General features: G+C 71.4%; 13 protein-coding genes. 6 read left to right on the top strand and 7 right to left on the bottom strand.

Translation table 11 applies throughout. The features are described 5' to 3' along the window. Nucleotides 1-81: 81 nt before the first annotated feature. The 3 genes from IPK24_08225 to nth are packed head-to-tail and all read right to left on the bottom strand — an operon-like array spanning nt 82 to nt 2719. Nucleotides 82-1263, bottom strand: coding sequence for a MarP family serine protease (locus tag IPK24_08225; GenBank protein ID MBK8075538.1), 1182 nt, complete (start codon nt 1261-1263; stop codon nt 82-84). After that, nucleotides 1260-2009: a CoA pyrophosphatase gene (locus IPK24_08220; GenBank protein MBK8075537.1), complete on the bottom strand. Its 750-nt coding sequence runs from the start codon at nt 2007-2009 to the stop codon at nt 1260-1262. The genes IPK24_08225 and IPK24_08220 overlap by 4 nt, the downstream gene beginning before the upstream one ends. After that, entirely contained in the window at nt 2009-2719 is a 711-nt protein-coding gene (nth, locus tag IPK24_08215) for an endonuclease III (GenBank protein MBK8075536.1), read from the bottom strand. Before nth ends, IPK24_08220 begins: the two co-directional genes overlap by 1 nt. A gap of 267 nt (nt 2720-2986) precedes the next feature. On the opposite strand from nth, the gene IPK24_08210 reads away from it, so the two are divergent. Both IPK24_08210 and IPK24_08205 read left to right on the top strand, forming a co-directional pair. Beyond that, on the top strand, nt 2987-3424 hold the full coding sequence (locus IPK24_08210; protein MBK8075535.1) for a hypothetical protein: 438 nt from the start codon (nt 2987-2989) through the stop codon (nt 3422-3424). 280 nt (nt 3425-3704) lie between these two features. Continuing rightward, entirely contained in the window at nt 3705-4304 is a 600-nt protein-coding gene (locus IPK24_08205; protein ID MBK8075534.1) for a Crp/Fnr family transcriptional regulator, read from the top strand. Between the two features lie 149 nt (nt 4305-4453). On the opposite strand, the gene IPK24_08200 is transcribed toward IPK24_08205, so the two are convergent. Beyond that, nucleotides 4454-5212, bottom strand: coding sequence for an MBL fold metallo-hydrolase (locus IPK24_08200; protein MBK8075533.1), 759 nt, complete (start codon nt 5210-5212; stop codon nt 4454-4456). Nucleotides 5213-5310: 98 nt separating this feature from the next. After that, nucleotides 5311-6207, bottom strand: a complete 897-nt coding sequence (locus IPK24_08195; protein ID MBK8075532.1) for an NUDIX hydrolase — start codon at nt 6205-6207, stop codon at nt 5311-5313. Nucleotides 6208-6556: 349 nt separating this feature from the next. Between IPK24_08195 and IPK24_08190 the strand changes: the two genes are divergently transcribed. Beyond that, complete coding sequence (locus IPK24_08190) at nt 6557-7264, top strand: MerR family transcriptional regulator (GenBank protein MBK8075531.1); 708 nt, start codon at nt 6557-6559, stop codon at nt 7262-7264. Between the two features lie 44 nt (nt 7265-7308). On the opposite strand, the gene IPK24_08185 is transcribed toward IPK24_08190, so the two are convergent. After that, nucleotides 7309-7779, bottom strand: a complete 471-nt coding sequence (locus tag IPK24_08185) for a RidA family protein (GenBank protein ID MBK8075530.1) — start codon at nt 7777-7779, stop codon at nt 7309-7311. 82 nt (nt 7780-7861) lie between these two features. Between IPK24_08185 and IPK24_08180 the strand changes: the two genes are divergently transcribed. Both IPK24_08180 and IPK24_08175 read left to right on the top strand, forming a co-directional pair. Then, nucleotides 7862-8866: an ATPase gene (locus tag IPK24_08180; protein ID MBK8075529.1), complete on the top strand. Its 1005-nt coding sequence runs from the start codon at nt 7862-7864 to the stop codon at nt 8864-8866. Beyond that, a complete protein-coding gene (locus tag IPK24_08175; protein MBK8075528.1) occupies nt 8863-10044 on the top strand; it encodes an ArsA family ATPase in 1182 nt (393 codons plus the stop codon). The genes IPK24_08180 and IPK24_08175 overlap by 4 nt, the downstream gene beginning before the upstream one ends. Before the next feature lie 102 nt (nt 10045-10146). Here the strand turns inward: IPK24_08175 and IPK24_08170 are convergent, their stop codons facing one another. Then, nucleotides 10147-10455, bottom strand: coding sequence for a WhiB family transcriptional regulator (locus tag IPK24_08170; GenBank protein ID MBK8075527.1), 309 nt, complete (start codon nt 10453-10455; stop codon nt 10147-10149). Nucleotides 10456-10773: 318 nt separating this feature from the next. Between IPK24_08170 and IPK24_08165 the strand changes: the two genes are divergently transcribed. Continuing rightward, complete coding sequence (locus tag IPK24_08165; GenBank protein ID MBK8075526.1) at nt 10774-13281, top strand: penicillin-binding protein; 2508 nt, start codon at nt 10774-10776, stop codon at nt 13279-13281. Nucleotides 13282-13300: the final 19 nt, after the last annotated feature.

Raw genomic sequence — 13300 nt, 5'->3', positions numbered from 1 at the left:
CCCGACAGTCCGGTCGCTCCTGGTCACTGCCGCATAACGGTTCGATCAACACCCGGTCATCACCCGGTCACCGACCACCGGTCACCCCGCGGCGCAGCGCCCGGTACCGATCGGGGTCGTGGCGGCCACGCCCCGCGCGATCTCGTCCCGCACCTCGTCCATGGTCAGTGCGTACCCGGTCTGCTCGTCGTCCAGCGACTTGGCGAACACGATGCCGGCCAGCGTCCCGTCGGCGGCGATCAGGGGACCGCCCGAGTTTCCCTGGTGCACCGTGGCGAACAGGGAGTACACCTGCCGCTCGGCTCCGGATCCACCGTAGATGTCCTCGCCACTGGCCTGCAGGATCGCGCGAACGCGCGCCGGCACGACGCGGTACGGGCCGTTCTCCGGGTAGCCGGCGACCACGGCGTCCGCGTTGCGCTCCAGGTTGTCCCCCAAGGGCAGGGCAGGCGCCGTCAGGTCGGGCACCGCGAGCACGGCCAGATCGGTGCGCGGGTCGAACAGGACGACGCGGGCCGCGTGGCGCCGGTCCGACCCGGCCAGCATCACCTGCGGCGCGTTCACCGCCGCCACCACGTGGGCGTTGGTCACCACGCGGTGGGGGGCGACCACGACACCGCTGCCCTCCTGGCCCCGACCGCACGAGCGGGCGTCACCGACGATCTTGACCACCGAACGCTTGATCTTGGCCTGGACGGCGGCCGGAACCGCCTTGGAGTTCGGCGGCGACACCGGCTGGATCCGCTCTCGGGCGACCCCTTCGAACACCCGCGGGAACGGCGAGTCCGACACCGCCTGCCGGAACCCGCCGGCCCAGCCGGCCATCCAGGACGGCACCACGGCGTCGATCACGTGCAGCACGCGCGATCCGGAGACGGCCCGGGCCAGGGTGGGGTTGGGTAGCTGACGCACCGCTCCGCCCACGAACCAGAGCACCAGCGAGATCGCCAGCAGGCCCGCCACACCGCCGAGCACCTGATCGAGCGTCCCCGCCCCGGAGCGAGCCATGGTGCGCCGTACCCGCCCGCCGAGCACCGACCCGAGCACCTGGCCGAGCCAGGCGGTCACCAGCACCCCGACCAGCAGCACCACCGAGCGTGATGCGCCGGTGAGCAGCCGGTCGGCGATCATCGGGATCACTCGCATGCCGAGCACGGCACCGCCGATGAACCCGCCCAGCGACAGCGCGCCCACGGCCAGTCCCTGCTTCGTCCCCGCGATCGCGTACCAGACGATCACCACCAGCATGAGCAGGTCGATCACGAACCACCACCGGCCTCGATGGTGTCCACCTGCGCCGGTTCGGGGACCGCGGGGACCTCGCGGCGTTTGGTGTGGTCCCAGGGCTGTTCCCAGCCCGCCAACCGCAGCACCCGGTCCAGGATGCCGGCCGTGAAGCCCCAGACGAACAGTCCGCGCACCGCGAAACCCGGCCCGACGAAGCCGCTGGGGTGGTGCACCAGGAAGCGGTTCACCGGATCGACCAGCTCACTCACCGGAACCCGGACGACGCGTGCCACCTCGCCGGGATCGACCACCCCGACCGGGCTCGGCCGCGCCCACCAGGCCACCACCGGCGTCACGACGTAATCGCTGGGGGGGAGATAGAGATCGGGAAGGCTGCCGGCGACCGTCACGCCGTCCGGCTCGAGCCCGGTCTCCTCCTGCGCCTCGCGCAACGCGGCCGCGACCGGGCTGGCGTCGGTCGGGTCCAGCCGGCCGCCGGGAAAGCACACCTGGCCCGCGTGCGAGCGCAGCGTCGACGAGCGCTCGGTCAACAGGATGTCCACCCCGGTGCCGCCGGCCGGAGGGTGCACCCCGGCGGGGCGAGCGGCGTGGTCGTCGTCCAGACCGTGCCCGAACAGCAACAGCACGGCCGAGTGCCGATGATGCCCGGGGGGCGGGCTGAACCGGCTCAACTGGTCGACCGTGGCCACGTCGAGCACGTGCTGCAGCGGCGCGAACCAGGCCGGGGCGTGGTCGGCGTCCGCCGGGACCTCGGTGGGCATCATGCGTCGGCCTCGACCCGCGGCTGGATCGGCGGCTGGACCGGCGGCTCGACCAGCACGGGTCCCTTGACCAGCCCGGCAGCCTTGGCCGGGTCCGTCTCGCCGATCCCGGACGACGGGCACAGGCTGCGCCCGGCCAGGGGGCAGGCACCGCAGGCCGGACGACGCGCGTGGCAGATCCGCCGGCCGTGAAAGATCATCCGATGGCTGAGCATGGTCCAGTCCCGACGCTCGAACAGCGCCCCGATCTCGTGCTCGATCACGACCGGGTCCTCCGACGTCGTCCAGCCGAAGCGCCTCGCGAGCCGTCCGACGTGGGTGTCGACCGTGATCCCCGGGACGCCGAAGGCGTTGCCCAGCACGACATTGGCGGTCTTGCGACCCACCCCGGGGAGTGTGACCAGCTGCTGCAACCGGTTCGGTACCCGACCGTCGTGGTCGATCACCAACGCGGCCCCGAGCGAGATCAGGGAATTCGTCTTGGCTCGAAAGAACCCGGTCGGCCGGATCAGCTCCTCGACCTCGCTGCGGTCGGCGGCGGCGTAGTCGGCCGCCGTCGGGTAACGACGGAACAGCTCGGGCGTCACCTGATTGACCATCTTGTCGGTGCACTGCGCGGACAAGATGGTGGCCACCAGTAATTGCAGCGGCGAGGCGTGGTCGAGTTCGCAGTGCGCGTCCGGGTGGCGTTCGGCCAGCACCCGGTGCATGCGGCGGGCACGACGCACCAGCGCGACATCAGGCCGAACGCCACCGGGCCGCCCACTGCGCGGCGTCACCACGTCGTCACCACCACCTGCCCGAGCCACCCCGACAGCCTACGTCGCCGCCGTCCGGACACCGGCCGTGGCCGTCCTCACGCCGGGCGGGTGAGCGTCCTGAGCCGCAAGGGTGGTCCACCGCCCGCCTCTGTCAAGGCTCTGACCTGCGACGACGATCCACTCCGCAGATCGGGACACGATTCAGGGGAGCCACAGGTGAGCGGAACCGACGCGACGATGAGCAGGCCGATGGGCACGACCGTCGGGCTCGGGGCGCACCACGGACGTGCCGGACGTGCTGGACGTGACGGACGTGACGGTGGCGACGGCGGTGACCACGGTGACCACGGTGACCACGGTGACCACGACGGGGGACGGATCAGCGCCGAGCTGCGCGAGGTCGAGTACTGGCGCCGGCTGGTCGCCGCCCGGCTCGACCTGGCGGTCGCCGCGGTGACCTCGCTGGACGAACCCGTGGTCCGCGAGCTGCCCTCGGTGCCACGGCTGCCGTGCAATCTGCGGCGCCTGGTCGGCCTGCCCCAGACCGATGCGCTGGGTGAGGTCGGGGTCCTCGAGCAGCTGCGCGCCGTCCTGCACGATCTCGACAGCTACGCCCTGGCGCTGCGGTCCTGCGCCTGCAGCCCCGGACACTGATCGACACTGATCCGAACGGATCCGACCCGAATCCGGGGAGAAACAGCAACCGCACGGCGCGAATCCCCACAAAAACTGGCGTCTGAGCCTGCTCAGCAGCCAGTGAACAGTCAACTGCGGCTACCGGCGTCCGGCCACGGACGGTAGCGTTCCCTTGGCCGGAGCGCATCACACCGTCGGGCAGTTCGAGAGGGGTAGCCAGGTGGACGACGACGTCGTACGTCAGGCGCCGTTGTTTGCGGCGCTCGACGACGAAGCGGCAGCAGCACTCAAAGCCACGATGACCACACGCGAGGTGGGCCGCGGCGAGGTGCTGTTCACCGAGGGCGATCCGGGCGACCGGCTGTACATCATCGTCGACGGCAAGATCAAACTGGGACGCGCCTCCGGCGACGGTCGCGAGAACCTGCTGGCGATCCTGGGCCCCGGCGAGATGTTCGGCGAGCTCTCGCTGTTCGATCCCGGTCCCCGCAACGCCACGGCGACCGCCGTCGCCGACACCTCGCTGCTCGGCGTGGGCAGCGACGACCTCGCCACCTGGCTGAACGGCCGCCCGGACGTCGCGCGCCAGCTGCTGCGTTCGCTGGCCCGGCGGCTGCGGCGCACCAACGAGGCGCTGGCCGATCTGGTGTTCTCCGATGTGCCGGGTCGGGTGGCCAAGGCCCTGCTGGACCTGTCCGAGCGCTTCGGCACGCCGACCGACGAGGGGTTGCGCGTCACCCACGACCTCACCCAGGAGGAGTTGGCCCAGTTGGTCGGCGCCTCACGCGAGACGGTCAACAAGGCCCTGGCCGACTTCGCCGCCCGCGGCTGGCTGCGCCTGGACCAGCGCGCCGTCCTGCTGCTGGACATCGACCGCCTCCGCCGCCGCGCCCGCTGACCAAACCACCCCCCAAACCCGCTCATGCTCCGCGGGTGACTGCTCATGCTCCGCCGATGACGCATTTCGGCGTCATGACCTCGTTGTCGCTGGTCACCTGCGGAGCATGAGCAGGTTTCGCACCGGTTGGCCCCGGGTCGGTGGGCGAGTCAGTCCGCGGCGCGATCCAGATACGCCAGGGCCGCACGGACACTGCGCTCGGCGGCGGGCCACAGCCGCGGGTTGACGTCGGCGTAGATGAACCCGACGACCTCGGACGCCGTGCGCGCCCCGGCGTTCAGCGCCGCCTGCACCTCGTCCAGGCGATCCAGACGATGCTGGTGGTAGCCGGCCAGCACCGCGACGGGATCGTCCAGCACTGGACCGTGGCCCGGTAGCAACGCTCGGCACCCGAGGTCGGTGGCCAGGGCCTCCAACCGGCGCAGCGAGGCCAGGTAGTCGGCCAGCACGCCGTCCGGGTGATAGATCACCGCGGTTCCCCGGCCCAGCACGGTGTCGCCGGTGAGCACCACCGTCTCGGCATCGTGCACACCGGCATCCGGGGCATCCCGGCCGAGGACGAAGCACAGGGAGTCGCCGGTGTGTCCCGGAGTGGCCACCACGTCGACCCGCAGGTCACCGACCTCGAGCGCGTCGCCGGCCGCCAGGCCCTCGCTGCCCAGCCGGTGCGCCGGGTCCAGCGCCCGCACCCCGATCCCGAACGAGCGCGCGAACCGGCCTGCCCCGGCGCTGTGATCGGCATGTCCGTGCGTCAACAGCACGGCCGCCACCGACCGGCACCCGCGCCGCTCGACCGCCTCCCGGACGGCGCGCAGGTGCGCCGCGTCGTCCGGCCCGGGGTCGATCACCACGGCTCGATCCGACCCCGGCGCCGACAGCACCCAGGTGTTGGTTCCGTCCAGCGTCATCGGGCCGGGGTTGGGTGCCAGGACGCAGTGCGCCGCTACCCCGACGTCCCCGCCGGACCAGGGCGCCGATGACCCGAACGCCCAGACCGCCGCCCCACTCACGGTGCCCGTCCGCCGCCGGCGCCGTCCAGGTCGACCCGCAACACCATCCGGCCCGCACCGTCGGCGCCGGGCACCTCGACCGGCCACGGCAACACCGGCTGCGGACGTCGCGGCACGGCCAGCACGGCGGCGACCGACGATGCCGCTGCCAGTTCCTCCAAGCACACCAACGTCGGCGGCAACATGGCCAGATCGCCGGCGCGATGGCGGGCCACGGCGGCGGCGGCGCCGAACCAGCCGCCCTCCGCCCGCGCGGTCGCCGGACCGTCGACCCCGTCCATGCCGTCCTCGGCCTCACGACCGAAGGTCTGCACCTGTTGCCCCGCGGGCATCGCCGCGACGAAGAACCGGGTGTCGAACCGGCGGGACTCGAAGTCCGGGGTGATCCAGTGCGCCCAGGGGCGCAGCAGGCCGGCCCGCAGACCGGTTCCGGTGGACCGCAGCACCCCGGCCAGGTCGGTGCGCCCGGCCAGCAGGGCCTCCCGAGCCTCGGCGAGACCCGGCGCCGGGACGGGGCTCGAGGCGTCCTCGGGCACGGCGATCAGGACGCCACACTCCTCGAAGGTCTCTCGGACGGCGGCCACCAGCACGCCGTCCAGCGGTCCACCCACCGCGTCCGGCCCGCCGAGGGCGCGCGCCAGGGCGTGATCAGCGGGCTCGACGGCACCCCCGGGGAAGACCAGCATTCCCGGGGCGAAGGCCAGGCTGCGGTGACGACGAAACGCGATCACCCGCACCCCACCCTCGGGCAGATCGTCCACCAGCATCACCGTGGCGGCATCCCGCGCGGGCACCGGCGGCACGACCGGCACAGCGCGAACGGCACTGGCGTCGGCCCGATGAGCGGCCAGCCGGGCGGACAGCGCCGCCGACAACGGGAAGTCACGCAACACAGTGCCATCCTCACCCGAGGTACCCCGGTGGCGCATCGGCCATCGACCGTGCATCACGATCCACCACGATCCACAGGGCGCCGATCAACGCTCTAGACTGCCTGAATCGTCACAATCCGACCATGTAGGTCACACTGATCACCACCGGCGCCGTGTTCCGGGGGCTACCGGCGAGTATTCGACGCCCGGACGATGACCTGTCACATTTGGGTCCGGGTTTTCTGAACAACGCGTTAGAGTACGTCCCGGCACGTTGCGCTACCACGGTGATTCACGATCTGCACGGGAACTCGGGGGCGCCCACCAGTGGGTGAGACCTGCAAGAGCGGGTGTAGGGGGAAGTTCACGGATGACGCCACAGAAGTCACGCACGTTCACGCTGCCGCAGTTGGCCGAGGCAGCGGCCATGACGGTTCGCAACGTGCGGTCCTACCAAACCCGCGGGCTCATCCCCCCGCCGGTCCGTCGCGGTCGGCACTCGATCTACGACTCGCGGCATCTCGAGCGGCTGCGTGAGATCCACCAGGCCCGCGAAAGCGGCGCTTCCCTGAACCTGATCGCCGGGTATCTGTCGGACGGCGGCTCGCTGGCCACCGGTCTCGACCGCGCCTGGCTGCCGAGCCGGGGGGCGCTGTCCCGCCGCGGCGGCCGGACGGCCGAACCGGCGCCACCCCGCACCGCGACCGCCTCGCTCGAGACCATTCTGAGCCGGGTCGACGTCGCCGACCCCGCGCGCTTCGACAAGACCCTCGACGACCTGGCCCGGGCCGGCGTGGTGCGGCGCTCACGAGGGCGACTGATGGCCGAGCGACCGTTCGTCACCATGGTGGCCGGCCTGGTCAAACACGGTGTGCCGGTCGAGCGCGCGCTCGAGGTGGCCGCCGCGGCCGCCGAGGCGGGCCAGAAGGTGCGCGCCGCCGCCGGCGATGCCCTGGACGGCATGGCGGACGACGACCGCACCCGCGGTGACGTGCTCAGCCTGGCCACCGGGGTGTTCGCCTCCGTGGTCGTACTCGACCTCACCACCGCCGAGAACCGCGCCACCCGCGATCGCTGAGCGGCCGACCGCCCGAATCGGGACGGCGACCTCCACGACCTCCCTCAGGGGCGGATGCGGGCGACCAACTCGATCTCGACCGGGCTGTTCAACGGCAGGACGGCCACCCCGACCGCGCTGCGCGCGTGCACCCCGGCATCGCCGAACACCTCCTGCAGCAGGCCGCTGGCACCGTTGGCCACCAGGGGCTGGCCGGTGAAGCCGGGCGCGCTGGCCACGAAGGCCACCACCTTGACGATGCGTTCGACGCGGTCGAGGTCGACCACCGATCCCACGGCGGCCAGGGCGTTCAGGGCACAGATGCGGGCCAGCGCGGCGGCGTCCTCGGGGCTGACCTGCCCTGCCTCGCTGCCCACCAGGCCGGTCTGCGGCAGGGCGCCGGCCACGAAGGGCAGCTGCCCGGCGGTCCAGACGAGACCGTCGTCCAGGACGGCGGGAACATAGGCGGCCACCGGCGTGGCCACCGACGGCAGCGCGAGTCCGAGCTCGCTCAGACGGTCGAGGATGCGGGTCATCGGGTCACCGTAGCCGCCGGGCGCAACTAGGCTCACCACTGTGACCTCGAGCCCGACACCTGCGTCGTCCGCCCGATCCCGGGTGCGACTGCACGTGGTGACCGGCAAGGGGGGCACCGGCAAGACGACCGTTGCCGCGGCGCTGGCGCTGGCGCTGGCCGCCGGGGGCCGCCGGACGCTGCTGTGCGAGGTCGAGGGACGCCAGGGCATCGCGCAATTGTTCGACGTCCCGCAGCTGCCCTACGGCGAGCAGCGGATCGCCGTGGCTGCGGGCGGGGGCGAGGTCTGGGCGCTCGCCATCGAGCCCAAGGCGGCCCTGCTGGAGTACCTCGAGCTCTTCTACCACCTGGGCCGGGCCGGCAAGGTCCTCGAACGCCTCGGGGCCATCGACTTCGCCACCACCGTGGCCCCCGGGCTGCGCGACGTCCTGCTCATCGGCAAGGTCTACGAGGCGACCCGGCGCCGCGAGGGAGCGACGCCGCGCTACGACGCCGTGGTGCTGGACGCCCCGCCGACCGGGCGCATCGGCCAGGTACTCAACGTGAACGAAGAGGTCGTCGGCCTGGCCAAGGTGGGTCCGATCCGCAACCAGGCCGGATCGATCATGAACCTGCTGCGCTCGTCCCTGACCGCCGTGCACCTGGTCACCGTGCTGGAGGAGATGCCGGTGCAGGAGACCCACGATGCGGTGGCCGAACTGGCCCGCATCGGGCTGCCGGTGGGCTCGATCGTGGTGAACATGATGCGTGAGCCGCTGCTGCCCGAGGCAGAGCTGGTCGCGGCCGGCAAGGGCCGGCTGCCGGTCACCCGGGTGATGGCGGGCCTCGAGGCCGCGGGCCTGGGACGACGCGCCGCACGCCCCGGTGAGTCCGCGGCCGCCCGGACCGCCCGGGTTCGGGCCACCGCCGAGGCGCTGATCGCCGAGGGCGTCGAACACGCCCAGCGGGTGCAGCTCGAACGCGAGCAGCGCGTCGTGCTGGAGGGTCTGCACCGTCCCCTGGTCGAGTTGCCGGCACTGGCCGAGGGCATCGACCTGGGCGCGCTCTACGACCTCGCCGAGCGGTTGCGCGCGCAAGGACCGGCATGAGCGCCGTGATGCAGGTGTGGGATGTCGATGCCCTGCTGAGTGATCGCGGCACCCAGGTCGTGGTGTGCTGCGGCGCGGGTGGGGTGGGCAAGACCACCACCTCGGCCGCGCTGGCCCTGCGGGCCGCCGAACACCACGGACGGCGCGTGGTGGTGCTGACCATCGACCCCGCCCGGCGGTTGGCCCAGTCGATGGGCCTGGCCGAGCTCGACAACACCCCACGGCCGGTGGCGGAGGTCGACTCGGCGGCCGGCGGCAGCCTCGACGCGATGATGCTCGACATGAAGCGCACCTTCGATGAGGTGATCAGCGCTCATGCCTCACCCGAGAAGGCCCAACAGATCTTCGCCAACCCCTTCTACCAGGCGCTGTCGAGCTCGTTCGCGGGCACGCAGGAGTACATGGCGATGGAGAAGCTGGGGCAGCTGCGCGCCCGGGCCGGGGCGATGCGCGCCGGTGGCGCCCCCGAGAACGGGTGGGACCTGATCGTGGTCGACACCCCGCCGTCCCGCTCGGCCCTGGACTTCCTGGACGCCCCGCAACGGCTCGGGTCGTTCCTGGACGGCCGGCTGATCCGGCTGCTCTCGGCACCGGCCCGCGCGGGCGGGCGGGCCTACCTGAAGGTGATGTCGGTAGCGGTGAACAGTGCCACCGGGGTGATGACCAAGCTGTTGGGAGCGCAGGTGTTGCGCGACCTGCAGACCTTCGTCGCGGCGCTGGACACGGTGTTCGGGTCGTTCCGCGAGCGCGCCGAGCGCACCTATGAGTTGCTGCAGCAGCAGGGGACGGCGTTCGTCGTCGTCTCGGCACCCGAGGCCGACGCGCTGCGGGAGGCGTCGTACTTCGTCGAACGGCTGCGGGAGGAACGCATGCCGCTGGCTGGATTGGTGCTCAACCGGGTGCACACCAGCCACGCGGACAGCCTGAGCGCCGAGCGTGCCGCGGCGGCCGCCGAGGAGTTGGAGGACGCCGAGTCCGAGGTGAGCGGCCGAGCCCTCACCGCGGGGCTGTTGCGGGTGCACGCCGATCGGATGCGCCGTCGCCGTCGCGAACAGGCGTTGGCGGCCCGCTTCACCGGAGCCCACCCGGATGTGGCCGTGGCCGAGGTCAGGGCGATGGCCGAGGATGTTCACGATCTGGCCGGGCTGCGCGAGGTCGGCGCGAACCTCTCGAGGTGAGTTCGCCGGAGCTGAACCGGGCCGTCAGCCGGGTTCAGCCGCAGAAAACCGTGACCGAATCGTGATTCTCAGATTCGGACAGATGCGACGTCTGGGACAGGGTCAGGCGGAGACGGCGGTGCTCACGCCGACGACCTGCTCGTGCTCGGCCCGAGCGATCTCGAGCAGGCGACGCCACGAGGCGACATTGGGACGACGGCGCAGCAGCGCCCGGCGCTCACGCTCGGTCATGCCACCCCAGACACCGAACTCGATCCGGTTGTCGAGCGCGTCAGCCAGGCACTCGGTCCGCACCGAGCAGGCCATGCACACGGCCTTGGCGCGATTCTGCGCCGCACCCTGCACGAACAGCATGTCCGGGTCAGCCGTACGGCAAGCACCCTTGGCAGCCCAGTCGTTCGCGCTGTTCATCTGCGTTGTCCTCCCATGTGTTCCCCCGCGAGGGTGAACCCCGACCTATCGCCCGCACTCACAGTAATGTCACTCGCAGTGTCTGGCCTACGGCCCAGACGGATGATATTCCCCTCACCTGGCCAGGGAACGTCACCGTCCGTAGCTCTTTCTCACACCAATGCAGACCCGTTCGCGCATACGGCCCATCGCGCGAACATCCCGCTGCGTTACACCATGCGAAACGGTACAGCCCCGCGACCCGCCGATGGTTGAGCCGAATGGGGATCTCCCGCCGTAGTCTGACCCCGTCACACCTGCGACGAGGAGCCGCTGGCCATGCGCTTGCCCCGACCCGACGACGTCTCCGCGGCACGCCCCGGGGCGGGTGCCCGCGAGGGCAGCTCTCGGCTGCCGGCCCTGCTGGCCGCCTTCCTGGCGACCAGCCTGGTGGCCGGAGCCCTGGTGGCCGGGCTGCTCCTGCCCACCGTCGGGGCGGCCGGATCGTTCACGCGGGACGCCATCGGCTTCTACAACTCGATCCCCGCCGACCTCGAGGACCTGCCCCTGCCGGAGGGTTCCACGCTCTACGCCCGCGACGGCAAGACCCCGATCGCGACGTTCTACGAGGAGAACCGCGTCGTCACGCCGTTGATCCGGGTGGCGCCGATCATGCAGCAGGCCGTCGTGGCGATCGAGGACTCGCGGTTCTACGAGCACGGCGGGGTGGACCCCAAGGGCCTGCTGCGGGCGCTGGTGAGCAACAAGCTCAACGACGGCCAGGTGCAGGGTGCCTCGACGCTGACCCAGCAGCTGGTGAAGAACAAGCTGGTCGAGAGCGCGGTCGGCGAGGGTGACAAGGAGGGTGTCAAGGCGGCCACGGCGCGTAAGAACGCCCGCAAGGTCAAAGAGATCCGCATGGCGATCGAGCTGGAGAAGACCAAGTCCAAGGGCGAGATCCTCGAGGGCTACCTGAACATCGCCGCCTTCGGCCAGAACAACTACGGCGTCGAGGCGGCCTCGCAGTACTTCTTCAAGACCACCGCGGCGCGGCTCACCCTGCCGCAGGCGGCGTTGCTCGCCGGCATCGTGCAGTCCCCGGAGTCCTACAACCCGTTCAAGCACCCCAAGGCCGCCAAGAACCGCCGCGGGCAGGTGCTCACCCGGATGGCCGACCTGAAGGTGATCAGCGAGGCGCAGCGGGCCGCGGCCGACAAGGCCCCGCTGCCGACCACGCCCCAGGTCGCCAAGGCGGGCTGCATCACGGCCGGGGCGTCGGCGTACTTCTGCCAGTACGCGCTGCAGATGCTGCTCACCGACCCGCGGTACGCCGTCCTGGGCAAGACCGAGGACGCCCGCGAGAGCGCCATCCGCCGGGGCGGGTACAAGATCGTGACCACGCTGGATGCGCGGCTGCAGAAGGCCGCCACCGCGGCGCTGATGAAGAAGATCCCGCCGGCGGACGACTCCGGGGTGGCCACCTCGGCGGTGACCGTGCAGCCGGGCACCGGGCAGGTGCTGAGCATCGCGCAGAACACGAACTTCAACCCGCAGCGCGGGCCGGGCCAGACCGAGCTGAACTACGGCGTCGACAAGGTCTACGGCGGGGCAGCGGGATTCCAGGTCGGCTCGACCTTCAAGCCGTTCACGCTGGCCACCTGGCTCAGCAAGGGCAAGGGGCTGTTCACCAACGTCACCGGCGACCAACAGTCCTGGAGCGGGCGCGACTTCAGCGCCTGTGGTGAGCCGCTCGGGACCCCGCGGTTCAAGGTCAGCAACTCCGAGGGCAGCGGCCCGCCGTCGATCAGCGTCATGCAGGCCACGTTCAACTCGGTGAACCTGGCCTACATGGACATGGCCAGCCGCCTCGACCTGTGTGACATCACCAAGACCGCCGAGGCGATGGGGGTGCACCTGGCCTCGCCGCCGACCCAGGCGGTGGCCGACTGCTACAAGGACGGCACACCGGTGGCGGGCAAGCTGCCGACCCAGTGCCCGGCAATGATCCTCGGGGCGCTGCTGATCTCGCCGCTGACCATGGCCAACGCCTACGCCACCTTCGCCGCCGAGGGCACCTACTGCCCGCCGACACCGGTGCTGTCGGTGCTCGATCGCTCGGGCAAGGCCCAGTCGATCGGGGCGACCAAGTGCGTGTCGGAGGCCATCCCGACCAACGTGGCCCGCGGTGTGATCTATGCCGGCAAGAGGGTGTTCACCGAGGGCACGGCCCGCGGCCGAGGCATCCGCTGGCCCGCCGCCGGCAAGACCGGCACCACCGACAACTCGGTTCGCACCTGGTTCGTGGGCTACACCAAGCAGCTCGCCACGGCCGTCGTGGTCGCCGACCCCAAGGACTACCCGGAGGCGCGCTACGCCGGCGGGCGCAGCCTGAACAATCGACGCATCGGTGGGGTCGGTTACGGGCACGTGTTCGGTGCCACCATCGCGGCGCCGCTGTGGCAGTCGATCATGACCACTGGCATGGACGGGTTGCCGCGAGAGGACTGGCCCGCCCCGCCCGCCAAGATGCTGGAGGGCAGCGGCATCAAGGTGGCCGAGGTGGTCGGGCGCACGCTCGGCGAGGCCACCGGCATCCTGCAGGGGCAGGGCTTCAAGGTGCGCGTCGGACCGCCGACCGCGTCGTTCATCGGCCCCGACCGGGTGGCCAAGAGTTCGCCGTCGGCCGGCGGACGCCTGGAGAAGGGCTCCACCGTGGTGATCTACCCCGGTGACGGCAGCGCAGCGCCGCCGCCCGGCAACGAGTTCCCCGGCGGCGGCGACGGCTTCCCCGGCATCGGCAACGGGAATGGCAACAACGGCAACGGCTTCGGCCGCGGCCGCGGCTAACCCCCGCTCTCACCCCACT

It is taken from the genome of Kineosporiaceae bacterium, from assembly GCA_016713225.1.
Lineage (GTDB): Bacteria > Actinomycetota > Actinomycetes > Actinomycetales > Kineosporiaceae > JADJPO01.
The sequence above is the reverse complement of the archived record's forward strand: the minus strand, read 5'-3'. Positions and strand labels throughout refer to the sequence as shown.